The organism is Actinomadura sp. NPDC049753 (genome assembly GCF_040674655.1).
In the GTDB taxonomy this organism is placed as follows: domain Bacteria; phylum Actinomycetota; class Actinomycetes; order Streptosporangiales; family Streptosporangiaceae; genus Spirillospora; species Spirillospora verrucosospora.
The window spans coordinates 1-23,554 of record NZ_JBFARL010000048.1; the positions used below are offsets into that span (position 1 = coordinate 1).

25 protein-coding genes are annotated in these 23,554 nt (G+C 69.8%); 18 read left to right on the forward strand and 7 right to left on the reverse strand.

All coding sequences use genetic code 11. The features are described 5' to 3' along the window. A partial coding sequence (locus tag AB0K37_RS15330) for an amino acid permease (protein ID WP_363980506.1) occupies nucleotides 1–872 on the reverse strand: 872 nt, incomplete at its 3' end. A gap of 357 nt (nucleotides 873–1,229) precedes the next feature. Here AB0K37_RS15330 and AB0K37_RS15335 point away from each other — a divergent pair. From AB0K37_RS15335 to AB0K37_RS15365, 7 genes are all read left to right on the forward strand, one after another. Then, nucleotides 1,230–2,126, forward strand: a complete 897-nt coding sequence (locus AB0K37_RS15335) for an RNA polymerase sigma-70 factor (protein ID WP_363980509.1) — start codon at nucleotides 1,230–1,232, stop codon at nucleotides 2,124–2,126. Between the two features lie 233 nt (nucleotides 2,127–2,359). Continuing rightward, nucleotides 2,360–3,949, forward strand: a complete 1,590-nt coding sequence (locus AB0K37_RS15340) for an MFS transporter (RefSeq protein WP_363980512.1) — start codon at nucleotides 2,360–2,362, stop codon at nucleotides 3,947–3,949. 169 nt (nucleotides 3,950–4,118) lie between these two features. Then, nucleotides 4,119–4,343 (forward strand): hypothetical protein, encoded by a 225-nt coding sequence (locus AB0K37_RS15345; protein ID WP_363980515.1) that lies wholly within the window; start codon nucleotides 4,119–4,121, stop codon nucleotides 4,341–4,343. Nucleotides 4,344–4,414: 71 nt separating this feature from the next. Then, a complete protein-coding gene (locus tag AB0K37_RS15350) occupies nucleotides 4,415–5,689 on the forward strand; it encodes a cytochrome b N-terminal domain-containing protein (protein ID WP_363980518.1) in 1,275 nt (424 codons plus the stop codon). A gap of 424 nt (nucleotides 5,690–6,113) precedes the next feature. Beyond that, on the forward strand, nucleotides 6,114–6,377 hold the full coding sequence (locus AB0K37_RS15355; protein ID WP_363980520.1) for a hypothetical protein: 264 nt from the start codon (nucleotides 6,114–6,116) through the stop codon (nucleotides 6,375–6,377). Beyond that, on the forward strand, nucleotides 6,374–7,156 hold the full coding sequence (locus AB0K37_RS15360; RefSeq protein ID WP_363980523.1) for an alpha/beta hydrolase: 783 nt from the start codon (nucleotides 6,374–6,376) through the stop codon (nucleotides 7,154–7,156). The genes AB0K37_RS15355 and AB0K37_RS15360 overlap by 4 nt, the downstream gene beginning before the upstream one ends. A gap of 436 nt (nucleotides 7,157–7,592) precedes the next feature. Continuing rightward, on the forward strand, nucleotides 7,593–8,222 hold the full coding sequence (locus tag AB0K37_RS15365) for a DUF4132 domain-containing protein (protein WP_363980526.1): 630 nt from the start codon (nucleotides 7,593–7,595) through the stop codon (nucleotides 8,220–8,222). Between the two features lie 148 nt (nucleotides 8,223–8,370). Here the strand turns inward: AB0K37_RS15365 and AB0K37_RS15370 are convergent, their stop codons facing one another. After that, on the reverse strand, nucleotides 8,371–9,123 hold the full coding sequence (locus AB0K37_RS15370) for a DeoR/GlpR family DNA-binding transcription regulator (RefSeq protein ID WP_363980529.1): 753 nt from the start codon (nucleotides 9,121–9,123) through the stop codon (nucleotides 8,371–8,373). A gap of 281 nt (nucleotides 9,124–9,404) precedes the next feature. Here AB0K37_RS15370 and AB0K37_RS15375 point away from each other — a divergent pair, with 281 nt between their 5' ends. After that, the gene (locus tag AB0K37_RS15375; protein WP_363980532.1) at nucleotides 9,405–10,529 is read left to right on the forward strand and encodes a glycoside hydrolase family 76 protein; all 1,125 of its coding nucleotides are present in this window, start codon (nucleotides 9,405–9,407) and stop codon (nucleotides 10,527–10,529) included. Nucleotides 10,530–10,586: 57 nt separating this feature from the next. Next, nucleotides 10,587–11,198 (forward strand): hypothetical protein, encoded by a 612-nt coding sequence (locus AB0K37_RS15380; protein ID WP_363980534.1) that lies wholly within the window; start codon nucleotides 10,587–10,589, stop codon nucleotides 11,196–11,198. Between the two features lie 129 nt (nucleotides 11,199–11,327). On the opposite strand, the gene AB0K37_RS15385 is transcribed toward AB0K37_RS15380, so the two are convergent. After that, nucleotides 11,328–11,795: a MarR family transcriptional regulator gene (locus tag AB0K37_RS15385; RefSeq protein ID WP_363980537.1), complete on the reverse strand. Its 468-nt coding sequence runs from the start codon at nucleotides 11,793–11,795 to the stop codon at nucleotides 11,328–11,330. Between the two features lie 91 nt (nucleotides 11,796–11,886). Here AB0K37_RS15385 and AB0K37_RS15390 point away from each other — a divergent pair, with 91 nt between their 5' ends. From AB0K37_RS15390 to AB0K37_RS15405, 4 genes are all read left to right on the forward strand, one after another. Further along, complete coding sequence (locus AB0K37_RS15390; RefSeq protein WP_173392545.1) at nucleotides 11,887–12,537, forward strand: SgcJ/EcaC family oxidoreductase; 651 nt, start codon at nucleotides 11,887–11,889, stop codon at nucleotides 12,535–12,537. Nucleotides 12,538–12,601: 64 nt separating this feature from the next. Further along, a complete protein-coding gene (locus AB0K37_RS15395; protein WP_173392544.1) occupies nucleotides 12,602–13,042 on the forward strand; it encodes an SgcJ/EcaC family oxidoreductase in 441 nt (146 codons plus the stop codon). Nucleotides 13,043–13,073: 31 nt separating this feature from the next. Further along, complete coding sequence (locus tag AB0K37_RS15400; RefSeq protein WP_363980541.1) at nucleotides 13,074–13,700, forward strand: NAD(P)H-binding protein; 627 nt, start codon at nucleotides 13,074–13,076, stop codon at nucleotides 13,698–13,700. 767 nt (nucleotides 13,701–14,467) lie between these two features. Further along, entirely contained in the window at nucleotides 14,468–14,764 is a 297-nt protein-coding gene (locus AB0K37_RS15405; protein WP_363980544.1) for a hypothetical protein, read from the forward strand. Between the two features lie 48 nt (nucleotides 14,765–14,812). Here the strand turns inward: AB0K37_RS15405 and AB0K37_RS15410 are convergent, their stop codons facing one another. Both AB0K37_RS15410 and AB0K37_RS15415 read right to left on the reverse strand, forming a co-directional pair. Beyond that, nucleotides 14,813–16,546: a SpoIIE family protein phosphatase gene (locus AB0K37_RS15410; RefSeq protein ID WP_363980546.1), complete on the reverse strand. Its 1,734-nt coding sequence runs from the start codon at nucleotides 16,544–16,546 to the stop codon at nucleotides 14,813–14,815. Between the two features lie 415 nt (nucleotides 16,547–16,961). Further along, nucleotides 16,962–17,354 (reverse strand): STAS domain-containing protein, encoded by a 393-nt coding sequence (locus AB0K37_RS15415; RefSeq protein ID WP_363980549.1) that lies wholly within the window; start codon nucleotides 17,352–17,354, stop codon nucleotides 16,962–16,964. A 617-nt stretch (nucleotides 17,355–17,971) separates the two neighbouring features. Between AB0K37_RS15415 and AB0K37_RS15420 the strand changes: the two genes are divergently transcribed. The 5 genes from AB0K37_RS15420 to AB0K37_RS15440 all read left to right on the forward strand — a co-directional run bounded on the left by AB0K37_RS15420 (nucleotide 17,972) and on the right by AB0K37_RS15440 (nucleotide 22,209). Further along, nucleotides 17,972–18,142, forward strand: a complete 171-nt coding sequence (locus AB0K37_RS15420; protein ID WP_363980552.1) for a hypothetical protein — start codon at nucleotides 17,972–17,974, stop codon at nucleotides 18,140–18,142. Between the two features lie 431 nt (nucleotides 18,143–18,573). Next, nucleotides 18,574–19,164, forward strand: coding sequence for a DUF5994 family protein (locus AB0K37_RS15425; protein ID WP_363980555.1), 591 nt, complete (start codon nucleotides 18,574–18,576; stop codon nucleotides 19,162–19,164). Between the two features lie 54 nt (nucleotides 19,165–19,218). Continuing rightward, nucleotides 19,219–19,647 (forward strand): STAS domain-containing protein, encoded by a 429-nt coding sequence (locus AB0K37_RS15430; protein ID WP_363980558.1) that lies wholly within the window; start codon nucleotides 19,219–19,221, stop codon nucleotides 19,645–19,647. A 106-nt stretch (nucleotides 19,648–19,753) separates the two neighbouring features. Beyond that, entirely contained in the window at nucleotides 19,754–20,170 is a 417-nt protein-coding gene (locus AB0K37_RS15435) for a hypothetical protein (protein WP_363980561.1), read from the forward strand. A 1,346-nt stretch (nucleotides 20,171–21,516) separates the two neighbouring features. Beyond that, nucleotides 21,517–22,209 carry a serine/threonine-protein kinase gene (locus AB0K37_RS15440; RefSeq protein ID WP_363980623.1) on the forward strand — a complete coding sequence of 231 codons (693 nt, stop codon included), beginning with the start codon at nucleotides 21,517–21,519 and terminating at the stop codon, nucleotides 22,207–22,209. A gap of 130 nt (nucleotides 22,210–22,339) precedes the next feature. On the opposite strand, the gene AB0K37_RS15445 is transcribed toward AB0K37_RS15440, so the two are convergent. Together AB0K37_RS15445 and AB0K37_RS15450 are read right to left on the reverse strand one after the other, a co-directional pair. Further along, entirely contained in the window at nucleotides 22,340–22,522 is a 183-nt protein-coding gene (locus tag AB0K37_RS15445; protein ID WP_363980563.1) for a hypothetical protein, read from the reverse strand. Nucleotides 22,523–22,642: 120 nt separating this feature from the next. Next, entirely contained in the window at nucleotides 22,643–23,500 is an 858-nt protein-coding gene (locus AB0K37_RS15450) for a slipin family protein (protein ID WP_363980566.1), read from the reverse strand. Nucleotides 23,501–23,554: the final 54 nt, after the last annotated feature.

Genomic DNA, 23,554 nt, shown 5'->3' on the forward strand with positions numbered 1-23,554 from the left:
CTATCGCCCCCTTCCGCGTTTATCTGGGCGCCCGCCGCGCGGTGGTGGGGGCCCCCCCCCCCCCACGCCGCGTCCGCGGCGTCCGCGAACGGCGCCGTCGAGCCGGCCAGCGCGGCGGCCGGTACCAGGCCGAGCACGGCGACGGTGCCGAGGATGTAGATCAGCGCGGTGACGGCCGTGCCGGCGATGGTGGCCCTCGGAATGGTCTTCTCCGGGTTCTCCACGTCCTCGGCCGGAACGGTGGCCGACTCCAGGCCGATGAACGACCACAGCGTCAGCGCCGCGGCGGCGGTGACCGCCGAGAACGCGCCCTCGCCGCTGGCGTTGAACGGCCCGAAGTTGGCGGACTTGATGAAGAACAGCCCGCCGACCGCGATCAGCAGCAGCGGCACCAGCTTCACCACGGTCGTCACGACCTGGACCGCGCCGCCCTGCCGGACGCCGTAAGCGTTGACGCCGGTCAGCAGCCAGATCACCGCGATCCCCACCGCGGCCGCCAGGAGCCGGTCGGTGGCCAGCGCGTGCCAGAAGTGGGCCAGGTAGCCGACGAACGCCACCGCGATCGCCGCGTTCCCCGCCCAGACCGCGATCCAGTAGCCCCAGGCCGTCTGGAAACCGACGAAGTCGCCGAACGCCTGCCGCGCGTAGGCGTAGGGCCCGCCCGTCCGCGGGTAGGCGCGGGCCAGGCGGGCGAACACCAGCGCCAGCAGCACGGCGCCCGCGCTGGTGAACACCCAGGCGATCAGGCTGATGGGGCCGTACTCGGCCAGCGAACTCGGCAGCAGGAAGACACCCGATCCGATCATGTTGCCGACGACGAGGGCGGAGGCCATCCAGAAACCCAGTCTTCGGCGGGGGGATTGCGTGCGCATGAGCGTCTCCTCGATGAGCGGCCTGCGTGCCGCGACACTCAGTCGATCACCGGCGGCCCGCCCGGGTCGCCGGTCATCGGTCCCCCGAAACCCCGGACCAAGGTCCCGTCCCGTAGAGGCATTCGTCCGCCTTGCGCCGGTCGGTAATGAACGCCACCGAGTCCGCCGCCGTCGGCGGCTGTGACATCGAGCCGTAGGCGGCTCGATGTCACGGGACTGCACCGGTGTCTTGATGTCGACTGCACTAACCCGTTGGGCCGCGCCCGATGGCTATCTCCGAAAGAGGACCGTGTCGTGGACGCACCGCGTGAGGGCCGCCGGCAGCCAGGGCCGCCGGAGAAGGAGAAGGCTCGAGATGTGGGCGAGCACGCCACCGACCCGGCGACCGAGGCGTTCCTCGCCCACCGGAAAATGCTGTTCACCGTCGCCTACGAGATGCTCGGATCGGCGGCCGACGCGGAGGACGTCCTGCAGGAGACCTGGCTGCGATGGGTCAAGGTCGACGTGGGGCAGGTGCGCGATCAGCGCGCCTACCTGGTCCAGATCACGACCCGCCAATCGATCAACCGATTGCGCAGCATGAGACGCCGCAGGGAGGCCTACGTCGGTCCCTGGCTGCCCGAACCGCTGCTCACCACGCCGGACGTGGCCGAGAACATCGAGCTCGCCGAGAGCGTGTCGATGGCGCTGATGCTCGTTCTGGAGACGTTGTCACCGACCGAACGGGCCGTGTTCGTGCTGCGCGAGGCCTTCGGGCTCGGCTATGGCGAGATCGCGGCCGCCGTCGGGAAGACCTCCGAGGCCGTCCGCCAGATCGCCCACCGCGCCCGCAGGCACGTCGACGCTCGCCGCCCCCGGGAAACGGTGTCGCCGAGCCAGGCCCGGGCGGCCGTGGAGGCTTTCCGGCGGGCGTTGGTCACTCGGGACCTGCAGGCGTTGTTCGACGTGCTCGCCCCCCAGGTCGTGGTCATCAGCGACGGCGGTGGCGTAAAGCAGGCCGCGCCTTATCCGATCATCGGCGCCGAGAAGGTGGCCCGTTTCATCATTGGCGGCCTGGCCAAGACCGATGCCGCTCTCACTGTCGGGCCGACCGTGGTCAACGGCAACCCGGCTCTGATTCTGCGCGTGGACGGTGAGTTTGACGGCGTCTTGGCGGTGCGCGTCGAGGACGCCCGCATCACCGGTCTCTACTACGTCCGCAACCCCGACAAGCTGACCCATGTCGAGACCGAGACCTCACTCACCCTGCGATGAGCACGGTCGCGGAGCAGTAGCGGGCACCTCACTGAGACACCATCCCTCGGCCGAGGCCGTGCCGATCAGGTGACCCGGCAGGCCCGGTCATCGAATCCATCGCAGGCGACGGCGATCCGAGGGGTCCACCCTGCACGGTGGTCGACTTCCACATCCCCTTCAGCCGGCGACAGACCGGCCGATGCCGCATCGACGCTGATGCCGCATGCCCATCTTGAAAGGACTCCATGAGTATGAAACCTTCACGGGTCGCGTTCGCCGACGGTGGCGGGGACGTGCCGGACGCGCGTCAATTGCGCGTGGTCCTGATAGCCGTCTCGATGGCGCTGATGGCCGTCATCGCGTCCGTGTCCGGGCTGACCGTCGCCCAGACGGAGATGGCCGTCGACTTCGACACCTCGCAGGACACGGTCCTGTGGATCATCAACGTCTACACCCTCACCCTGGCCGCACTGCTGCTGCCGCTCGGCGCGATCGGTGACCGCCTGGGCCGCAGGCCCACGCTGATCGCCGGGCTGGCCGTCTTCGGGGTCGCGAGCATCGCGGCGGGCCTGGCCCCCACCGCCGAATTCATGATCGCCGCGCGCGTGGCCGGCGGTGTCGGCGCAGCGACGATCATGCCCATCACCCTGGCCGTCATCACGTCCACCTTCCCCGAGGAGCAGCGCGGGAAGGCGATCGGCGTGTGGACCGGCGTCGCCGGAGGAGGCGGCATCCTGGGCATGTTCCTGTCCGCTCTTCTGGTCGACGTCGCCGACTGGCGCTGGATGTTCGTCCTGCCCGTGGCCCTGATCGTCATGGCCCTGGCCATGACGTCGAAGTCGGTTCCCAACTCCCACGAGCGCTCCGCTCACGCCTTCGACACCGTCGGCGCACTGGTCTCCATCGTCGCCGTGGCCACCCTCACCTTCGTCCTGCAAGAGGGACCCCGTCGCGGCTGGACCGCACCCGCGACGCTGATCGGCCTCGCCGCCGGCCTCATCGCCACGGCCGGGTTCGTCTCCTGGGAACTGCGCCGCCGGGACGCCTCGCTGCTGGACGTGCGCCTGTTCGTCGAGCGCGGCCTGGCCGGCGGCTCGATCACGCTGCTGGTGGTCTTCGGTGTCCAGTCAGGGATCTTCGTGGTCCTCTTCCCGTTCTTCCAGGCCGTGCTCGGCTGGTCGTCGCTGCTGTCCGCGGCGGCGCTGATGCCCATGGCGGTTGCGATGATGGCGACCTCCGGCCTGGCCCCCAGGCTGGCCGCGCGGTTCGGCCCCCGCCTGACCATGAGCTCGGGAATCGCTTTGACCGGCGTCGGTCTGGCGCTCCTGGCCCTGTTCGTCTCCATCGACGGCGGCTACCTGTCGGTCCTGCCCGGCATCGTTGTCATGGGCGTCGGCATGGCCCTGTCCATGGTGCCCTCCACCGAGGCCATCACCCGTTCCCTGCCACAAGAGAAACAAGGCGTCGCCTCCGCCCTCAACGACGTCACCCGGGAATTCGGCACCGCACTCGGCGTCGCCATGCTCGGCGCGATCCTGACAGCCGGCTACCGCAACGCCATCGACGACCGGCTGGACGGCATCCCGCAGGGGACCGCCGGCACCGCACGCGAGGGCATCGCCAACGCACTCCAGGCCTCGAACAGCGCAGGCTCGCAGGCTCAGACCCTGGTCGACGCCGCAAAGCAGTCCTACGTCGACGGATGGCAGCAGTCCATGTGGGCAGGCGTCGCCCTTATGGGCCTGCTGCTCGTGTACATCGCCGTCCGTGGCCCGAAGAACGCCGCCCCCGCGGCCGCACCGGACGAGGCAGAGCACACCGAGACCGTCGCCGCCCAGTGACCGTACGAGCGGCCGCTGCCATCCCGATCTAGGCGTCCTTGCCGTCCCGGTCGCGAATCAAGATCCGGTCGCCGAGAAGGCCGGCGGCGGTGTCGGTCATGGGCGACACATCGAGCAAGACACCAGGTCAGCCGGGCTTTGGCGCCAGCCTCAGCCCAGGAGATCCACAATGACCGCAACGATGCAGGCCACTCCGCCCGCCGCCCGGGCGCCGTCGGCCTACCTCCAGCGCAGTGCGGCGGCGGTCGTTCGGGGCGACCGGAGGCCGCCGACAGCGAATGCGCAGGGGGCCTTCCTGTCGATTACGTCACACCTGACGGCTTTTCTCCCCTGGGATGTCACATCTGCCGATCTCGGAGCGTCGCATGTGTACCAGAACCAGTTCCGGGAGTGAAGCCAATGCAGGGACAAGCCCGCTGGGTGGGTCGGTGGTCACGGCAGACACGGACCGATCATTGGTCGTTCTTGTTCGCCCAGCTCGCCATTTACTCGTTCCTGGTGCTCATCGTCACGGGCGCGTTCCTGACCGTTTTCTTCGACCCCGACATGACGCAGGTCACCTATAACGGCTCGTACGGGCCGCTACGCGGCATCCCGGTCAGCGAGGCGTACGCGTCGACGTTGGACATCAGCCTCGACGTGCGCGGCGGACTGCTCATGCGGCAGATTCACCACTGGGCGGCACTGATCTTCGTCGCCGCGATCAGCCTGCAGCTGCTGCGGCTGTTCTTCACCGGCGCGTTCCGCCGCCCACGCGGCCTCAACTGGCTGGTCTGGGTGGCCCTGCTGTTGCTGGGCATGGGGACGGCCTGGACCGGCACAATTCTGCCGGACGACATGTTGTCCGGCGGCAGCCTCGGGCTCCTCCAAGGCGTGACCCAGGCGATTCCGCTGGTCGGCACCAGCCTGACGTTCTTGATCTTCGGCGATGAGTTTCCGGGGGAAAAGATCATCACCCGGCTCTACTGGCTGCACATCCTCGTACTTCCAGCGGCCCTGGCCGCCCTGTTCGTCCTCCGCCACAGGCTCGTTCGCGAGCACGGCCACACCCGTTTTCCCGGCGCCTTCTCGGGACGTGCGTCGCGCGGCTCAGCCGTGGCGCTTCTGCTGGCCACTGCCGGGGTTCTCGCGCTCCTCGGCACGTTCGCGCAGATCAACCCGATCTGGCAGTACGGCCCGTACCGGCCGGGGGACATCACCGCCGGAGCGGTGCCCGGCTGGTACATGGGCTTCCTGGACGGAGCCGTGCGGATCATGCCGGGCTGGGAACCCAGCGTGGCCGGCCACCCGATCACCCTCGCGGTGCTGGTGCCCGCGCTTCTCATGCCGGGGGCGTTCTTCACCGTCCTGGCGGTCTATCCCTGGATAGAACGGCGGCTTACCGGCGATCGCGGCATTCACCACGTTCTGGACCGTCCCCGTGACGCGGCGACCCGTACGGCAGTGGGCGCGGCCGGCATCGCCTTCTATGGATTGCTGTGGGCCGCGGCCGCCAACGACCAGATCGCGCACAACTTCCACCTGTCCTTGTACGACGTCACCTGGTTCTTCCGGTTGGCCGTCTTCGCCGGACCGCCGCTCGCCTACGCCGTCACCCGGTGGATCTGCCTCGGGCTGGTCTACAGGGACCAGAAGGAGTCCGAGCAGGGCCGCGAGACCGGCCGGATCCTGATGAGTCCGGAAGGCGGTTTCAGCGAGATTCACGAAGCCCCACAAAGGCCCCGCGAACTGACACATTGACCTCGGCTCAGCGACCACAGGCGGCCGCCCTGACAGCAGCGGTCGGGCAGTTGCACGGTTTGGGCGTCCCTCATCCACGACGACCACTCGACCATGCACCTGATGCACGACAACGCCGACGAACCTTATCGGCGCGGTCAGGGCATGATGTGAAGTTGGGTGTGTGGCGGTGTGTTGTGATGGCTAACGCAAGGGGTCTCCGGTAAAGGTGTCCTGGATCTGGCGCTGTGCGTTGGCGTCCGCCACAGCGCGCTGAAGCCCATGCCGAGCACGCCGCGAGGACTTCGCCGAGGGGTCGCCGGATCGCGCGAGGGGGGACCGATTCAGCAAAGCGCCGGCCGATCCTCGCCGGCAGCTCTCCGCGATCCGCAGAGGCCGATCTCAACGTCGCGGCCGCCGGTGTCCGGCGATAGCCGGCAGCGACGTGATCGACCTGCTCGCCGAACTCGGCAGCACGGTCTCTGGCATGGCGAAGCATCTCGTTCGCCGCCACGTCGAAGGTCGAGGCGACCAAGCTCTGACCTGCCCTGGCGTTCATGCCGGGGCGCCCGTCGTCGTCGGCGTGCTCTTCCTCGGCGTGGCCCCGTGGACGGCTATCAGGGGGTCAGGTGCGGCGACCTCGACCTGTGGGCGCATCGGTAGCCGCATCCTGTGCATGTCGGTGCCCTCCGACAGAATCGATGTGTGAGCTATGCGAACACCGATGACGGACAGAAGATCTGGTACGCCGTGACCGGCGAGACCGACCGCGGGATGACGCCGCTGCTCCTCATCCAGGGCTTGGCGCTCGATCACCACGGCTGGGACTCCGCGGACGGCGACTTCGGCGACAGACCCGTCATCGTCATGGATCACCGCGGCACGGGCGCAAGCGACGACCACTTCCCGGACGACTGGTCGATGTCAGGCTTCGCCCGGGATGCCGTCTCCGTCCTCGATGCGGCGGGCATTCAGCGAGCGATGGTCTACGGGCACTCGATGGGCGGGCGCATCGCGCAGTGGCTCGGCGCTCTCTACCCGGACCGGGTGGCGGCGCTGGTGCTCGGCTCGACCACCGCCGGTGACGAAACCGGCGTCGCCCGTCCGCAGCACGCGACGGACGCCCTCAACTCAGGAGACGGCGCGCGGCTGTCCACGCTCTTCTACACCGACGCCTGGCTGGCCGAGCATGGGGACACCGCGACGTCGGTGCTCCCGTCCCCGACCTCCACCGCCGCGATGGGTGCCCATCTCGCCGCCGTCGCACGTCACGACGGGCCGGTCCCTGCCCAGATCGAGGCTCCGACGCTGATCCTCCACGGTGGCGATGACGAGCTGACGGTTGTGGAGAACGCCAGGCTTCTTGACCGGGAGATTCCCCGAAGCACCTTGCAGGTGTTCGACGGCGAGCGTCATGTCTACTGGGTCGCGAGCGAGCGGCCACACGCGGTTGTGCGCAGCTTCTTCGACGAGCATGACAGGCGCTGACCAGGCTGGTCGATGGCAGGGGGCGCGGACCCGCGGAAGTCTTCCGAAGCGAGCATTCAGCCCGCGTTTCGACGGTCTCGGCGGCGCAGCAGGCGGTGACCGCCGTCGGTGATGTCGGCAGCCCGCTCGCTCCGCGATCGGGCGTCCGAGCGCCGTCGTCTTGCCTGCCCGGCCAAGCCCGGCCTGGACGGGCGAGTAGCCGAGCACCGTCTGGGTGTAGTAGCTCGGATCCGCGCCCCGAAGCATCACCGGGTCCACCGACGCACCGCCCAGCGCGGACGCGGAAGCCCGCGAGCCGTCGATGGCGGGCTTGCTCGACGCCCGCCTGCTCGGCCCAACGGGCCTCGGCCAGCGGCACCTACCGGCTGCCCCGTCACAGCGGGCAAATCATCCGTTGCCCGCCCAATGTCCTGGGGTTGATCAAGAATGGCGTGCCATGGGATGGATCGGAAGCGCGACGGGCCACGACCTCACCGTCGAGGGAACGCGGCGGCCGGTGCTCGCCTGCCGGACGGCCGCGGGCCGCGTGCTGGCCAGGGTGCCCGCCAAGGTCGGGAAGGATCCGTCCGCGGTACGGCTCGCCGCCCTCTGTGACCGGCTCCGCGGGCACGCCCGGGCGGTGCACGACCGGGTCGAGTCCTGGATGGTGCGGTCGCTGCCCGTCCCGGCCGCGGTGTTCGCGGCCGTGTGGGACGACCCGGTGTGGCGCGAGACGCTCACCGATCTGGTCATCGCCCCGATCGTCGACGGCGCACCCGACCTCGGCTGCTGTGCGCTCCTGCGTGAGGGCGCGTGGACGGGCGCCGACGCCTTCGCGATCCCGCACCCGCTGTGTCCATCTCCGCCCATCCCGTTGGTCCGACCTGGACGCGTTGGCCTTGGCCCTCCGCCGCGGTGGCGCCACCGATGCCGCCTTGGTCATGGAGGACCTTCGCTACCTCCGTTCGTCCGAGCCGCTGGAGGTCGCGGGCCGGCTGGAGTGACGTTCCGGAGGTCTGCGGGTGCACGTTGCCGGACGCGCTGGACTGTCCCGCGTCAAGAAGTCGGCTCAGAAACCCGGGTCTGAATGTCGGGGGCGCGACACAGGCCGTTGGCGATCTTGTGGGTTGCTCGTCAGCGACCCTGCCTGACCGGCATGGATGGAGTTTTCGGCAAGCGCACTCCCAGAAAGGGACGTCTGAACAGCCGCAGCGGTTCAGTGGACGCCGAGCACCTCACACCTCCAGCACCTGCACTCCGGCATCCGCGAGGGCCGCCCCCGTGTCCGGATCGACCGGAGCGTTCGTGATGACCATGTCCAGGTCGGTGGCATCGCAGACCTTCGCCATGCCGGTGCCCGGGAACTTGCCGACGTCGGCGACGAGGACCACCTGGTCGCTGGCCGCGATCATGGCTCGTTTGACCGGCACCTCGACCACCGTCGTGTCCATGACGGTTCCGGTCGGCCGTATCCCGCTGGTGCCGAGGACGAGCCGGTCCGCGTGGATCTGCCGCAGGTTGTCCTCCGTCAGGTAGCCCACCAGCGACCGGTAGTCACGGCGCAGCATGCCGCCGAGAACGACGAGTTGGACGTGCTGGTCGTCGGCCAGCGTCTCGACCACCGGGAGGCTGCTGGTGACGACCGTCAGCGCCCGGCCCCGCAGGTGCCGCGCCACCATGTGCGCGGTCGTGCCGATGTCGAGCAGCACGGTCTCGCCGTCCCGGATCAGCTCGGCGCAGCGCAGCGCGACGGCATCCTTCTCGGCGGGCCGGACCTCGGCGACGTCCGTGAAGGGGTCGTCATGGCCCTCGACCGGCATCGCGCCGCCGTGCACCCGTTTGAGCAGGCCCTCCTCGTCGAGCTTTTGCAGATCGCGGCGTATGGTGGCGAGGCTCGCCGCCAAGCGCTCGGCCAGCGTCTCCGCTGTCACCGGCCCTTCGGAGCGCAGGACGCGGAGGATCAGCTCATGGCGTCGGTCCCGGAGCATGCGTCGACCGTACTCGCGCAAGACCGATCACCACCAGACATTCTCCATCACGCTCCTGCGCGTCGGCTCTCGTGAGCGCACGACCCGATACGCGCTCCCACCTGACCGCGGTCGCGGCGAACCAACCGACACCTCCGACAATTTCAAGCAATAACGCTCACATATGTGAACGATTCTGACGACTCTTGCGTGTCTCGTCTCGCCTGGGGCACAATTCAGCGCACTGCCCGCCCGGGCGGAGGCCATGGGCTGGGACGCCTCGTTGCCATGGAGGGTGCGCGATGACCGGACTGAAGCGACGTACGGGAAAGGGTCTGGTCTCCCTCGTGACGGGCGCCGTGCTGGCGCTCGCCGTGGGCACGTCAGCCGCAAGCGCGGACGCGGGCGAGGACAGGACCGCGCGGGCCCGTGCCACATCGGCCGTCGACGCGATGATGGGGTTCTACGACCAGGCGAGCGGACGCTGGCAGCCCGAGAGTCCCTGGTGGCAGTCGGGCAACGCGCTCCAAGCGCTCCTCGACTACATGGCGCGGACCCGCTCGACCCGCTACCTGCCCCAGGTGAAGAACACCATCGAGCTCCAGCGCAAGCCGCTGCCCTGGTGGCCGCAGGGCGACGGCGAGTTCCGCGCGGACTCCACCGACGACACCGGCTGGTGGGCGCTGGCGATGGTCCGCATGTACGACCTCACCCGCGACACCAGGTACCTGAAGATCGCCGAGACCGACGAGGCGTACATGCGCCAGTACTGGGACGACACCTGCGGCGGCGGCATCTGGTGGGACCTGCCCGGGAAGACCTACAAGAACGCCATCAGCAACGAGCTCTACCTCAAGCTGGCCGCCTCCCTCCACAACCGGATCCCGGGCGACACCGAGTACCTCGCCCGCGCGCGCCAGGCCTGGCGCTGGTTCGCCCGCAGCGGGATGATCAATGGATCCCACCTGGTCAACGACGGCCTGGCGACGCAGAGCGGAAACTGCGGCAACAACGGCGGCACCACCTGGACGTACAACCAGGGTGTGATCCTGGGCGGCCTGACGGAGCTGCACCGCGCCACCGGCGACCCGTCCCTGCTCGCCACCGCCCGGCGGATCGCCGACGCCGTGACCACCGACCCGGGCCTGTCACCGCGCGGAATCCTCACCGAACCCTGCGAGGCCGCCGCCACGTGCAACTCCGACCAGGCGGCGTTCAAGGGCATCTTCGCGCGGAACCTCGCCGAACTCGACCGCGCGCTCCCCGGCCACCCGTACCGGAACTACCTGACGACCCAGGCCCGCTCTGCCTTCACCTACGGCCGGAACAACGCCGACCAGTACGGACTGCGCTGGACAGGCCCGTTCGACCAGGCCGACATCGCCCGCCAGGAGTCCGCCGTGAGCCTGCTCATCGCCGTCCTGTAACCACTGAGCGAACGGACCGACCCGCCCACGACGACGCCGCCACATCCGCCACGCCACGTGAACACCGGCCGGCGGGAGATGTTCGCCGCGATCGTGCACGACCATCAGGTCGAGCGGCGGCGGATTCGGCAGGCGACGCTGAACGGGATCCGCTCGACACTGCGCAGCGCACTGAACACCGCGCTGCGGGACGGTCTCATCAGCGAGAACCCGGCGGCGCTGCCGGCGATGCCGGCGGCGCGGCGGCCGCGGGAGGTGGTGTGGACCGTCGCCCAAGTCGAGCACTGGGAACGGACCGGGGAGCGGCCGGCGGTGGCGGTGTGGACCCCCGAGCAGACTGCCGCGTTCCTGCACGCCATCCGCGGGCACCGCCTCTACGCCGTCTACCACCTGATCGCGCTCAACGTCCGCCAGGACGGCTGTCCTCCCTGGTCAGGGGTGGTGGGTCGCGTGGGACTCGAACCCACAACCTACGGATTCATAGGCGTGCCGATCTGGTTCGGAACCGCCGCACATGTTGCAGCTGCGCTCCCAAGCCCCTGGCAATACAGCCCAGCGACTCACCACTGCGCCAACGACTCCACGGCTCCTCCTGCTGAGCCGTCGAGAATCCGTGGTCCCGCACTCGCACCTTCGAGACGATCAAGATCCCTTGAACCCAAGATCTAATCCCGACATCTTGGGTTCCCGGTGAACCCGGCAGGTCGCAGTGGCCCACCGGCCGTGTCGATGGGCCGAGAGGGGTTCTGGGCGGGGTCTCGGAGGGGGCGGCTGATGAGCCGACCTCGGCAGGTCTGCTCAGGATGGCGCGTTGAGTTCTTCGGCGGCGTCCTGGTAGGCGCGGGCGGCGCGGGCGAAGTAGTCGAACAGCACTTCGCGCTCCTCGGGTGAGTAGCCGCCGATGATCTCGCCGATCTTCTGGCGGGCGGGGGCCAGGACCTCGTCGAGGCGGGCGGGTCTGCCGACCGGTTCGACGATGACCTTGCGTCGGTCGCCGGGCGAGGGCACGCGGCGGACGTAGCCGGCCTGCTCGAGGCGGTCGATGAGCCGGGTGGTCGGCCCGGTCGTCAACCCGGTGCGTGCGCCGAGTTCCCCGGGGGTCATGGCGCCAGACAACTCGAGGACGTTGAGCGCGTACAGGTCGCTCGCCCCCAAGTCGCAGACCTTGGCGCCCGCGTGCCCGTGCAGCATCACCGCGCTGAGGTAGCGGCGGTAGATCCGGCTCTCCTCCGACTGCGCCCCCGGCCGTGGTCCCGGTGTTGACACGAGATCCTCCACTCCCTAATCTCTTCCTCAACGAAGAAAAATCTTCGACAAAGAAACTTCTCCTAAGAAGTCATCATGAGAGGGTACCGCCATGAGCGCCACCACCGGCACCGAGCAGGTCACCGACGCCTCCAAGCGGCCTCGGGCGCGCCGGGTCAAGCAGGTCGTGGGCGTGGGGGCCCTGACGCTTGGGCTGGCCGCGGGAGGCACCTACCTGTGGCTCAACAGCACCTCGAACGTGCGCAACACCGGCAACCCCGACTGCACCTCCGTCGCCCCGACCGGCGCCCCTACCGCCGATGCCCACCGGCAGGTCTGCGCGACGCTGAGCGCGATGACCGACGCCTGGGGCCGCAGCGACGCCGAGGCCTACGGCAAGGCGTTCACCCAGGACGCCACCTACACCACCTTCGTAGGCAGCCACTACCAGGGCCGCCGCGACATCACCGAAGGCCACCGTGCCCTGTTCGGCGGCTTCCTCAAGGGCACCAAGCTGGCCGACTCCTACCTCGGCATCCGCTTCTACGGACCCACTGTCGCGATCGTCACCACCCGCGGCGACACCTACGAGGGCAAGCCCAAGAAGCCCGGTGAGCTGTCCAAGACCCAGACCTACACGCTGATCCGCCAGGACGACGGGCAGTGGCGCATCGCGGCCTTCCACAACACCAAGCGGCAGCGAGTCATGGAGCGCATCTCGTTCCTGTTCGACGCCGGCACCAAGCCCGCCGCCGAGAAGTGACCGACCACGCCACCCGACCGACCACACCGCTCAACCGACCACACCACCGAAGGGACCTGACGCCATGGACTCCACCACCGCGACCATCGAGATCCGCGCGCTGCTCGACCGGGCTTGCGACGCCTGGAACCGCGGCGACGGCACCGCCTATGGAGCCTGCTTCACCGCCGATGCCACCGACGTCACCTACGTCGGCACCGTCTACACCGGCGGCCACGAGATCGGACGGGCTCACCAGGCACTGTTCGACAGCTTCCTCAAAGGCACCCGGCTGCACATGGAGATCGTCGACATCCGCTTCTACGGCACCGACACCGCCATCGTGGTCACCCGAGGCGAGTCGGCCGGCAAGACCCCTGACAAGCTCGGCAAGGTCGCCACCTACACCCTCGTCCGCGACACCAGCGGCTGGCGGATCGCCGCCGTCCAGAAGACCAAGCGCAAGCCGCTGATGGAGGCCGTCTCCTTCAAGTTCCAGCCCGCCACCAAGCCCGCCACGCGCTGATCACACGGCGCCGATCACACAGGAGAACGCCATGACCTCCATCGCCGTCATCGGGGCGACCGGCCGCACAGGACGGCTCATCATCCAGCGGGCCCTGGCCGACGGGCACCACGTCACCGCGATCGCACGCCGACCCCAGTCCCTCGCATCGACGAGTCCCCGACTCACCACCGCCATCGCCGACATCCACACGCCCGGCTCACTCCACGGACTCCTGGACGATCACGACGCGGTGATCTCCGCGCTCGGCGCCAACGGCCGCGGTCCCACCACCGTCTACTCCGCCGGCACCGCCGAGATCATCTCGGCCATGAAGCCCCGTCGGCGGCTCATCGTGATCTCCTCGGCAGGGCTCGGCACCCCCGCCGACGCCGGACCCGGCACCCGCCTGGCCGCCCGGCTCCTGCATCAGCTCATGCGGCACACCTACACCGACATGACCCGTATGGAACAACTCCTCGCCGACAGCGACCTCACCTGGACCGCCGTCCGCCCGACCCGACTGACCGGCCGCCCCGCCACCGGTCACCCCCGCGTCTCCATCGGCGCAACCACCCGCGTCGGCAACCACACCACCCGGACCGACCTCGCCGCCTACACCCTGAACGCGATCAACGACCCACGCACCCACCGCACGCGGGTCGCCATCTCCTCCTGACCACCTTGCCGACGATCGGGACGGACGCCGAACGGCAGGCGCCACGGCTCCTTCACGACCTTCATCTCCGGGAGACCGCCCGGCCGTACTTTGCCGTGATCGCTTGTGCGAGGCTCTGGGCGCGGGCTTGGAGGATCGTCCCGCGCCTACTTCCAAAGAAGAGCGGCACCGCCCTCCCCTTGAGCGCTCCATCAAGTCGCTGAGTGGTCACATTGGCCCTGTTTGGCCCACATTCGGCTCAATCCATCAGCGCTAGCTCAACATCTTTGATGCCCAAGGTCGGTTGCGTGGTGGAGCGGCGATTGCCTGCTACGCCGAGCTTTCGGTGATGGCCGTGCTGGCGGAGGGGCAGAAGGTCTGGACTCCGTGTCGTGACGCACGAGGTCGCGCACGCCACCCACACCAGGCGGGGGCGTGCCCGCGAGCCGCCCTCGAGCCGACATGGGGGCGAAGTGGGGCAGACGCGGCGGTGGACAAGCCTGGCATGCTCGCGTTTCCCCTGGTGAGGGGTGGTGGGTCGCGTGGGTGAGACTAGGGCCGGGTCTCTGCTCCCGGGAGAGGGAAGAGGGCTGGTGAGGTGATCGGCGCGCCGCCGCGCCGCCGAAGAGGAAGAGGCCGGAGCCGTCGCCGAAGTCCTGGCCGCCCATCGCGCGTCCCTTGTTCCGGTGGTCCTTGCCTTCTTCGTCGGCGCGCCGAGGGGGCTGGGGCGGGGGCCGTACTAGGTTCGGGGGTGAGGCGGGCTCCCGGACTCATGGAGGGTGGGGCTCATGAGCGGTAACGCACCAGAGGTATGGATTTCGGCGGCCGAAGGAGACCTGATTCGCGCAGATGCGATCGTGGTCCTGCGTCAGGACAAGACCGGCCGGTTGACGGTGCAGTTGCGCGACGAGGCGAAGGTCAGCGTTCCCCTCTTGGAGGGGGCGGCGGGAAGCGGACGTCCGCCCGCGGACTTCCACCGCCGGCTGGTCAGGATGATCGCCGAGGTCGCGGACTCCGGTAGCGCGCAGCTGATCAGTGCACGGTGTGTCGACGGCGGTTGGCGCTGGATCAGCGAACCCCTGTGAGGGGAGGCGCGCGACGGCCCCGATCGCAGGGGCGCAGTCACTGTGCCTTCATGCGGGGATGCGGAGGGCGAGGAGGGCGACGTCGTCCTCGCCGCTGAGTTCCATGCGCTCCAGGAGCTGGTCGCACAGTTCGGCCACGGGGAGCCGGGCCAGGTGGGCGCTGTGGCGGCGAAGGCCGGTGAGGCTGTCGGTCAGGTCGGTGCCGCGGGTCTCGATGAGGCCGTCGGTGTAGAGCAGCAGGGTGGACAGCGCGGGCAGTTCGCGGGTGCCGTCGGGTCGGCCACCGGTGAGGCCGGGGTTGCCGAGCAGCATTCCGTGCTCTTGGAGGAACGTCGTGGCGCCGTCATGGGTGATCAGGAGCGGCGGGGGGTGGCCCGCGTTGCACCAGCGCAGGTGCCAGGGTCCGGCGGCGGTCTTCTCGACGCGGGCGAACACGGCGGTGGCGAGTTCGGCGTCGCTGACGGCGTCCATCACCGCGTCCAGGCGCTCCAGGACGGTGCTCGGGGGTGCGGCGAGGTCCCAGGCCAGGGCCCGGAGCATGTTGCGGACCTGTGCCATGCGGGACGCCGCGTTCAGGTCGTGGCCCATGATGTCGCCGATGACCAGCCCGGTGGCGCCGTCGGCGAGGGGGAAGGCGTCGTACCAGTCGCCGCCGACCCAGCTGGCCTGGGCGGCGGGCAGATATCGGGCCTGGAGTTGCAGGTCGTCCGGTTGGGGCAGAGGGGTGAGCAGGCTGCGCTGCATGGCCTCCGCCGTGTTCCGTTGGGTGGCGAAGAGCCGGGCGTTGGACAGGACGAGGCCGGTGCGGCGCGCGATGTCCTCCACGACGAGCCGGTCCTCAGGACCGTAGTCGTGCCGGGGACGGGAGTAGCCCAGGGTCAGCGCGCCATAGGTCTCGCCCCGGGCGGCCAGCGGGGTGATGATCACGCTGTGGGCGTCCATGGTCTGGAAGAGCTCGTGCTGGGCGGCGGTGAGCGGCTCGTCGGAGTAGGGCCGGGCGGCGTCGCCGCCGACGACCATGGTCGTGCCGCCGTGCAGCACTCGCGCGAGGGGGCCGCGCGGGGACCGGGGGAGCGGCGGTAGCGGCCCTTCCAGGCGAGCGATGTCGGCGGGGGAGAACTCGCGGTGGGTCGCGGCCACCCGCTCGACGCGTCCGTCCGGGACGAGAAGGTCGACCTCCGCCCAGTCACCGAGCGCGGGCACCGCCAGCCGGACCAGCCGCCGCAGCACCTCGTTCTCGTCCAGGGTGGACGACAGCACGGTGGTGATCTCGGCGACCAGCGCCAGCCGGGAGTTCGCCCGCCGCGCCTGCTCCATCCGGTTGTGCTGCTCCCGCTCGATCCGGAGCCGCTCGGCCGCGTCATGCAGCACGATGACCGCTCCGGTCACCGCTTCGGCTCCGCGTCCCTCAGTTCCCGGCTCGTCGGCGTGGATCGGAGCGGATGACCAGGCCAGCATCACCGGGTGCCCGTCACGATGGGTGAACGAGTCGCCGTCGGCGTTGTCGGGGACACCGGCCCGCAGCGCCCGCAGGACGCGGTGGTCTCGCAGCGGAGGGGCGTCGCCCGCTGCGACGCGGGGCAGGAACCGCTCCACCGGTCGTCCCAGCGCCTCCTCGGCGGTGTAACCCAGCAGATTCCGGGCCGAGGGATTCCAGGCCGTGATCCTGCCCGACGCGCTGACGGCCACGATCGCCGAGTCCATCGCCTCGACCGGGCCCGCGTCGTCCGCGCCGACCCGGTCGTGCGGCTGCCCGCTCATCTGTTCCTCCTGGTCGGACATCAGGATCCCTCCCCCTCACGGCCACCGGAACACCTCGGTCCCGCGGGTGCGCGGTCCGATCTGCGGCCGGCCCGGTCCCCGGAGGGTCTCGGGTGCACTGCGCGGTCGCCTCCGGCCGGCCGGTTCAGGAGACGATCAGAGAGACGACGGCGATGACCGCGCATACGGCGGTCAGCGCTATGGCCATGCCTGCGGCGAGGCCCTTCATCAGCGCGAGGTATTCGTCCTTCATCGTCATTCGCCCGCTTCGGAGTTCGGTGGCTTCTCGTCGGGGCCGCCTGGGTGCGGAGCGCGTGGCGGGGGATCACGTGGGCGCCCGATCAGTGAACGGCCCGCGCCGTCCGGTACGACCGGCGTGGCCGGACACGGTGCGCTGCGGCCGCCGCCGTGCCCGTGGCGTCCGGAGTCCCGGCGGTCATGACGTGGCCGCGGCCTGGGCTTTCGGAGCCGTCTGGGCCACGAGCACGCGGTCCAGACCTGTGAGGTGGAGGAGTTCGGTGAGTTGCCGGTTCGGGGCACCGATGCGGACGATGATTCCGAGTCCTGCCGCGCGGCGCTGGACGCCGACCAGAACGGCGAGCCCCGCCTCGTCGCAGGACGGCACCTCTCCCAGGTCGAGTATCAGCAGCCTGCCGCTTGGACGCAGCATGCGCAGCAAGTGCTCGCGCAGTGCCGGCGCCGCGGAGGCAACGAGGTCGCCGTGCAGTGCGACGATGGTGTGGCCGGGACGCCGGCGGGCGGGCACCCGTCCCGTGGCGGGTGCCGTGGTCAGATCATCGGCAGTGGACGCGGCGGTCATGGCGCTCATTGGTGATCTCCGATCACGGAACGCTCTACCGCCCCGGGAGGTGGGCGATGGATGACACCGAATCGCGTGGCACGGGAGGCGAGGATCTCCTCCGCGGCACATGGCCGACCGGGACCGCTGTCTTGCGGCGTTTGTGAATCGAGCACTGTGCGGGCCATCTCGAAGGCCTCGTTCTCGGTCTGTGGGGGACCGGGTCGTGATCGCCGGAGACAGCGCCGACATGGCGGTCCGCGCATGAAGTGCCTCCAGTACCACGGAGCCTACGCCACCGGGCCTGGCCCGGGGGTGCTGCCGGCGATCGAGGTCATTGGAGTGCCGGACCGCCCTGCGCCGGCTCATCGCGATGAGTGGGCCTGCGCGTTCGGGGGTATGAGCTGGCCACACCTCCAGAACAACGGGCACGAACGCCGGGCGCCCCCTCTGGGCCAGCAAAGGCAGGGCACGCTGTGGGCGCGATGGATCAGATGGTGCGGTTATTCGGTCTCCCCAGACCATCCCGGCCCCAACTGGCATCCGCCCCACCGCTGGCAGCCGCGCAGCACCGGGAATTGGCCGACGCCATGCGATGCCTGCCCGGGGGTTTCCAGGATCGCCTTCCCGCCTCGACGCTGCGGCGCGTGGCCGACTCGGCCGCCCGCGGGCGGTGGGAGAAGGCGATCGGCGAGCTGATCATGGGCCTGTACATGAGGGACGCGCCGGTCAGCGCAGCGGAGCGCGACGAACTGCGCGACGCTCTGCAGGCGCTCGGGGTGCCGGCCCATCGCCTCGACAGACTGCGCTCCCGCTGACCCCAGCGGCCACGGAGCCGGTTGGGCGGACGGAGCCCGGCGGGGCCTCGGCAGCTCTCTTCACGCCTGCATTTCTCGCCACGCTGAGCGGCCAGGGGACGTCCTTCGTGCCGCGCTCCAATACTGATCACTGCAGATCAGGGACGCCAAGAAGCCCCCAGGTCGCCCCTGGCGGCACGGATTCGACACCTCCGGAAGGACGGAAATTCGGGATTGGAAATCCCTCTCCGTCAAACCCTCGGAATCAAAAGACAGGGGAGAAATGTCGAAAACTTGGGCGGATATTACTCCAGGTTTTTAAGGCGCCGAGGGTTGGGAGCTAGAGTGAACGTATCCGGCAAAGACGACATCCCCACCCTAGAGGGTGATCCGCCACACCGGCTCGTTCACTGCTCGGAACCGCTTCGCGGTTCAAGGGGAAGGGGAATTCCATGCGTGCCACCGCGGAACCAGGAACGATCGTCGGCCCTCTGTCGCCCTCGGCCCCCCGGCTCGTCCTGCAGCCGTCCGCCCCGCTCAGCCGAAACCGTTCAGAACGGGGGCGCACGCTTCTGGACGGTGCGTGGTGGCCCCGCTCGGCCGATCCGGTCGCCGAACTGCCCGGGTTGCTGCTGGCCTTGAGGGCCTACGGCCCACCCGACGACCGCCGGCCGATCAGCCACGTTCTGCTGCGGGCGGCCGACTGGGACAGCCATCCGCGCCGCCTGCTCGTCAACGGTCCCGACGACACCCGCGAGGTCATGCTGAGCTGGTTCGACAACCTGCCCGCCGGGCTGCTCACCGCGATCTACGCCGACGGCCGCCGCGTCGAGCTGCTCACCGTCCCGGCCGCCACCGGCAGTGCGGCGGCTCAGGCGACCCTGGAGAGGGCCGCCGATCCGGCCGGCAGTCTGCCCGCCCGCGACGTGCCGGCCGCACCGACCGCTCCGGCCGAGCCGCGGGACGGGTGGGGCGCCGAACCACCCGGAAGCACCTCGACACGGCAAGGTGAACGACTGCGTGAACCGGCGACGTCGCGCTGATCAGCGGACGCGGTTCACACGGCCGGATCCACCACCTCGCGATCGGAGATCGCCATGACCGGCAGCAGGCCCACCGCCCTGAGCAACCGATACGCCGACCACACCAGGTTCGCAGCAGTGAACCGCTCCCATGGAGCCGCCAGGGCCACTGTGTTTCCCCGCGGACGATCGGGAGTCGCCATTCTCGCCTTGCAGGGCGATCTCGACATGGCGTCCGCCCCCGCACTGGGCGAGCATCTGCTCGTCGCGCTGCCCCGGAGCGCCCGGCTGCTGATCCTTGACCTGAGTGGGGTGACCTTCTGCGACGCGGTGGGGCTGACCATGCTGATCGGCATCCAGCGCCAGGCCACCGGACTCGGCCTCACCCTGCGGCTGTCCGGCCCCCGCCCGCAGGTCGCCAAACTGCTGCGCATCACCGGCCTGGACCGCGGTCTCAACGTCCACCCGGACTCTTCTCTCCACGCTCCGGATACCGGCGGCTGATGCGGCCGGAGAGGAAATCCACGCCGCTCTGGCCTCGCGCGGCGGGCGAGGCGAGCTCAACACCGCGGGGTCGTCGTCCTTCAATCCATCGAGGAAGTGGTCTGCGATGCCGGAACAACGGCCCCATCTACCCGCGGACGGCGGGCCCCCCGACTTCACCGTGCTGGCCGACGGGCTGATCCGCCAGGCGTTCACCGTCAGCATGGACCTGCACCAGGACCTCGCCCGGCTCAGCCCACAGGACGGTGACGACCAGCCCCCTCGGCGGCAGCGCGACGGCCGACCTGCCGCCGCGGCTCCGGCCCACCGCCGGGTGACCCCCGCTGAGGCCGAGCGGCTACGCAGGACGCTGCGGCAGGCGATCGGCGCACTGGACGAGATCATCCACGGCATCCGCGCCGCGGCGCTCGCCCACGCCATCGCCCCCCAGGCGCCGCCGGCCCCACGGGCCACGACCTCCCCGCCCGACGGGAGACTCCACGCAGTACGTCACCGCCGCTGGACGGCGGAACGGCCACGCTGAGGCCATCGGCAAGCCGAGCGCAGCCGCGGCGTCCCTGCTTTCGGGATGGGGCGGATGCCGGTCCTCACCGACGCGGCGCCCGAGTACTACTCCGCCGATGGCCGCGCGCTCATCGCGACCTCCCTGCTCGGGATTGACGCCGACGAGTCGCGCGTGCGCCGCCGGCTGGAGGAGATCTACGGTGACACCGCCGGGTGGCTGCTGATCGCCACGTATCCGATCGAAGGCGCTCTTCCGGCGATGCTCCCGCCACTGCGGCTGCGCCGCTCGGTGCGGATACGCGGAGGACGCCACGTCTGCGGCGACCACGGTGCCGCCCGGGGACCGCGACACCGGCTCCATCCAGGGTGCCCTGGTGTCCGGCCGCCGCGCCGCCGAACCATGCGGTCGTCACCAGCGGACAGACCTCCTCGGACCCGGCAGGGCACCGTGCCACCTGCACCTCCTGGCGGCGCAGGATCGGCGGATTTCCGGGCGTGACCAGGGCGTTTGGAGGTCCCGATCGAGCCCGCGAGCCAACAGGAGGACAAAGGGGGGCGTCGCCCCAGTCGGCGCCCTCTGGGCGCGCTGGGCTCCCGTCCGGGGCGTCGCGGCATCGGGGTGCGGAAAGGGGCATGGGAAAGGGGCGATTCGCGCAAAGGCCATCACTGGGGCCGATCACCTGACTTCCGGTGCCCATGCGGTCATCGGTCACGGTGATGACACTTGTCGTGGATTGACTGTTTCCCGTCCGGCGCCAACGGGATTGGCTTAGGGGTGAACGAGCGGCCCCTTTCCGCGCTCCTGCGGAAGATATGCCGGGGCCCCTGCCCTGGCCGGTCCGGATGACCGTTGCCGGGCAGCCATCGATTCAAGGCTCGTCTAGGAGCTCGGTCATGGGCATCATCGCCTGGATCATCCTCGGCCTGGTCGCCGGAGTGATCGTCCACCTGGATCACCGCCGTCGCCGGATCGGCCCTCCTCCTGCTCGCCTACCCTTCATCACCACACGCCGCGCCGGACACGGCGGCGGCGGCCGGAACGGCCGGCGTTCCGCCGCTCGAACAGCTGGGCAGGCCGCAGGTGAAATGGCCCTGGGGCGGCGGTGGACCGTGGCGGCCCGGAGCCCGCAAGGACCTGAAAGATGCGCGGGACCGCGGTCATAGGCGCACCGAGCCGTTCCCGTGCTCCCACGGAGCACATAGCACGCCCGGCATGACGAGAGTGGGACATCATGGAGCCGCTGCGACCCGGCGACCCATCACGGCTTGCCGGTTTCCGGATCCTCGGCCGGTTGGGCGAGGGGGGCCAGGGGATGGTCTATCTCGGTGAGACCGGCGGCGGGAGAGCCGGTCGCCGTCAAGGTGATGCACCGCGGGGATGACGAGCGTGCACGGGCAAGGTTCGTCCGCGAGGTGGCCGCGGCACAGCGCGTGGCGAGCTTTTGCACCGCCGCCGTGCTGGCCGCCGAGGTCGATGGTGAGCGACCGTTCATCGTGTGCGAGTACATCGCCGGGCCCTCGCTCCGGGACCTGGTCCGCCGGCAGGGACCGCGCCGCGGTGGTGACCTGGACCGGCTGGCGCTGGGCACGGCCACCGCCCTGGCGGCCGTTCATCATGCCGGCATCGTGCACCGCGACTTCAAGCCCGCCAACGTGCTGATCGGCCCGGACGGGCCCCGGGTGATCGACTTCGGGGTCGCGCGGGTGCTGGAGGCGAGTACGAGCGCCACCAGCCAGGTGATCGGCACACCCTCCTACATGGCCCCCGAGCAGTTCTTCGGCGAATGTGCCGGGCCCGCGGCCGACATGTTCGCCTGGGCCACCACGATGGCCTTCGCGGCGAACGGATCACCCGCGTTCGGCGATGACACGATCCCGGCCGTAATGCGACGGATCCTCGACGAGGATCCCGAACTGGGCCGGCTGACGGGACGACTGCGCGCCCTGGCGGCCGCGTGCCTGGCCAAGGATCCGGCTCTGCGGCCCAGTGCCGGCCAGGTGATGTGCGACCTGCCTGCGGCCGCCGCCGGCTGCCGGCGCGCACTCGCAAGCGGATGAGGGGCTGCGGCGAATCTCCGCTGCTGCACGTCTCGGTTCGCGGTTCGCCAATCGGCCCGTGCGCTCCGTACGAGAAGGTCCGGTACGCGGCATCGCCGCGTACCGGCCCGTGGTCGAGCCGCGGGGCGGCTCAGAGGGTGAGGATCTGGTACAGCATCCGGTGGTACTGCCGCAGCCCGATCCGGAGCCGCTCGGTGTCGCCGCTGGAGATCTCCTGCTCGAGCGCGTGCTTGCGTTCATCGAGATCGTCCGGGGCCGCCCGAGTTGCCTTCCAACGGGCGGCCCCGGAGAGATCCGGCTGGTCCCCCGACATGGCGGATCACTGCTCAGTGAAGATGATCCGTCGAGCGTGATGCGAATGGAGTCGACTGACCGCGTGGCTGAGGGTCGGGCGCCCGACCGTGAGCGACGGCGTCCCCGATGGGGGGCCTTCTCAGGTGGTGGGAGGGGGAGCGGGCGGGTCTACGACCGTGGTCGCGGCGGGTTGCGGGGCGCCGTTCGGCGTGGCGGCGGGGAGGGCGGCGGTCTTCTCGCGGGCGAGGAAGGCTCCGAGTTCGGCGATGGTGGTCATCAGCGGGGCGGGGAACACCACGGTGCTGTTCTTGTCCACGCCTATCTCGACCAGGCTCTGCAGGTTCCGCAGTTGCAGCGCAAGGGGGTGGGCCATCATCGTGTCCGAGGCGTCGCCGAGGGCGGCGGCGGCCATCGACTCGCCCTCCGCGCTGATGATCTTGGCGCGCTTCTCCCGCTCGGCCTCGGCCTGCTTGGCCATGGCGCGTTTCATGGTCTCGGGGAGCTGGATGTCCTTCAGCTCGACCAGGCTCACCTCCACGCCCCAGGCGATGGTGGTGACGTCGAGGATCTCGCGGATGTCGGCGTTGATGCGGTCGGTCTCCGACAGCGTCTGGTCCAGGGTGTGCTGCCCGACCACCTTGCGCAGCGTGGTCTGGGCGATCTGGTCGATCGCGGCGCGGACGTTCTCGATCGCCACGACCGACTTCACCGCGTCGGCCACCCGGTAGTAGGCCACCGCCGAGACGTCCACGCTGACGTTGTCGCGGGTGATGATGCCCTGCGACTGGATCGGCATCGTGACGATCCGCAGGGTCACCCGCCGCATCACGTCCACCACCGGAATGATCAGCCGCAGGCCGGGCTCGCGAACGCCGCGGACCCGGCCGAGCCGGAACAGCACCCCCTGCTCGTACTGCTTGACGATCCGCACCGCCATCGCGAGCAGCAACAGCGCCACCAGCACCATGATCATGACAACGGCGATCAGGATTCCCATCGAATACTCCGCTCGGTGGGGGCTGGGCCTGGACGGGCCGTGTGGAAGACCCCT

What these genes read in the sequence shown, in the direction of transcription:
- AB0K37_RS15365 (WP_363980526.1), top strand. Translation starts at nt 7,593, where the DNA reads ATGGGATGGATCGGAAGCGCGACGGGCCACGACCTCACCGTCGAGGGA.
- AB0K37_RS15415 (WP_363980549.1), bottom strand. Translation starts at nt 17,354, where the DNA reads ATGAGCGCCATGACCGCCGCGTCCACTGCCGATGATCTGACCACGGCA.
- AB0K37_RS15430 (WP_363980558.1), top strand. Translation starts at nt 19,219, where the DNA reads ATGACCGGCAGCAGGCCCACCGCCCTGAGCAACCGATACGCCGACCAC.
- AB0K37_RS15440 (WP_363980623.1), top strand. Translation starts at nt 21,517, where the DNA reads ATGCACCGCGGGGATGACGAGCGTGCACGGGCAAGGTTCGTCCGCGAG.
- AB0K37_RS15395 (WP_173392544.1), top strand. Translation starts at nt 12,602, where the DNA reads ATGGACTCCACCACCGCGACCATCGAGATCCGCGCGCTGCTCGACCGG.
- AB0K37_RS15345 (WP_363980515.1), top strand. Translation starts at nt 4,119, where the DNA reads ATGACCGCAACGATGCAGGCCACTCCGCCCGCCGCCCGGGCGCCGTCG.
- AB0K37_RS15390 (WP_173392545.1), top strand. Translation starts at nt 11,887, where the DNA reads ATGAGCGCCACCACCGGCACCGAGCAGGTCACCGACGCCTCCAAGCGG.
- AB0K37_RS15435 (WP_363980561.1), top strand. Translation starts at nt 19,754, where the DNA reads ATGCCGGAACAACGGCCCCATCTACCCGCGGACGGCGGGCCCCCCGAC.
- AB0K37_RS15340 (WP_363980512.1), top strand. Translation starts at nt 2,360, where the DNA reads ATGAAACCTTCACGGGTCGCGTTCGCCGACGGTGGCGGGGACGTGCCG.
- AB0K37_RS15425 (WP_363980555.1), top strand. Translation starts at nt 18,574, where the DNA reads ATGCGTGCCACCGCGGAACCAGGAACGATCGTCGGCCCTCTGTCGCCC.
- AB0K37_RS15400 (WP_363980541.1), top strand. Translation starts at nt 13,074, where the DNA reads ATGACCTCCATCGCCGTCATCGGGGCGACCGGCCGCACAGGACGGCTC.
- AB0K37_RS15370 (WP_363980529.1), bottom strand. Translation starts at nt 9,123, where the DNA reads ATGCTCCGGGACCGACGCCATGAGCTGATCCTCCGCGTCCTGCGCTCC.
- AB0K37_RS15405 (WP_363980544.1), top strand. Translation starts at nt 14,468, where the DNA reads ATGAGCGGTAACGCACCAGAGGTATGGATTTCGGCGGCCGAAGGAGAC.
- AB0K37_RS15450 (WP_363980566.1), bottom strand. Translation starts at nt 23,500, where the DNA reads ATGGGAATCCTGATCGCCGTTGTCATGATCATGGTGCTGGTGGCGCTG.
- AB0K37_RS15445 (WP_363980563.1), bottom strand. Translation starts at nt 22,522, where the DNA reads ATGTCGGGGGACCAGCCGGATCTCTCCGGGGCCGCCCGTTGGAAGGCA.
- AB0K37_RS15375 (WP_363980532.1), top strand. Translation starts at nt 9,405, where the DNA reads ATGACCGGACTGAAGCGACGTACGGGAAAGGGTCTGGTCTCCCTCGTG.
- AB0K37_RS15410 (WP_363980546.1), bottom strand. Translation starts at nt 16,546, where the DNA reads ATGTCCGACCAGGAGGAACAGATGAGCGGGCAGCCGCACGACCGGGTC.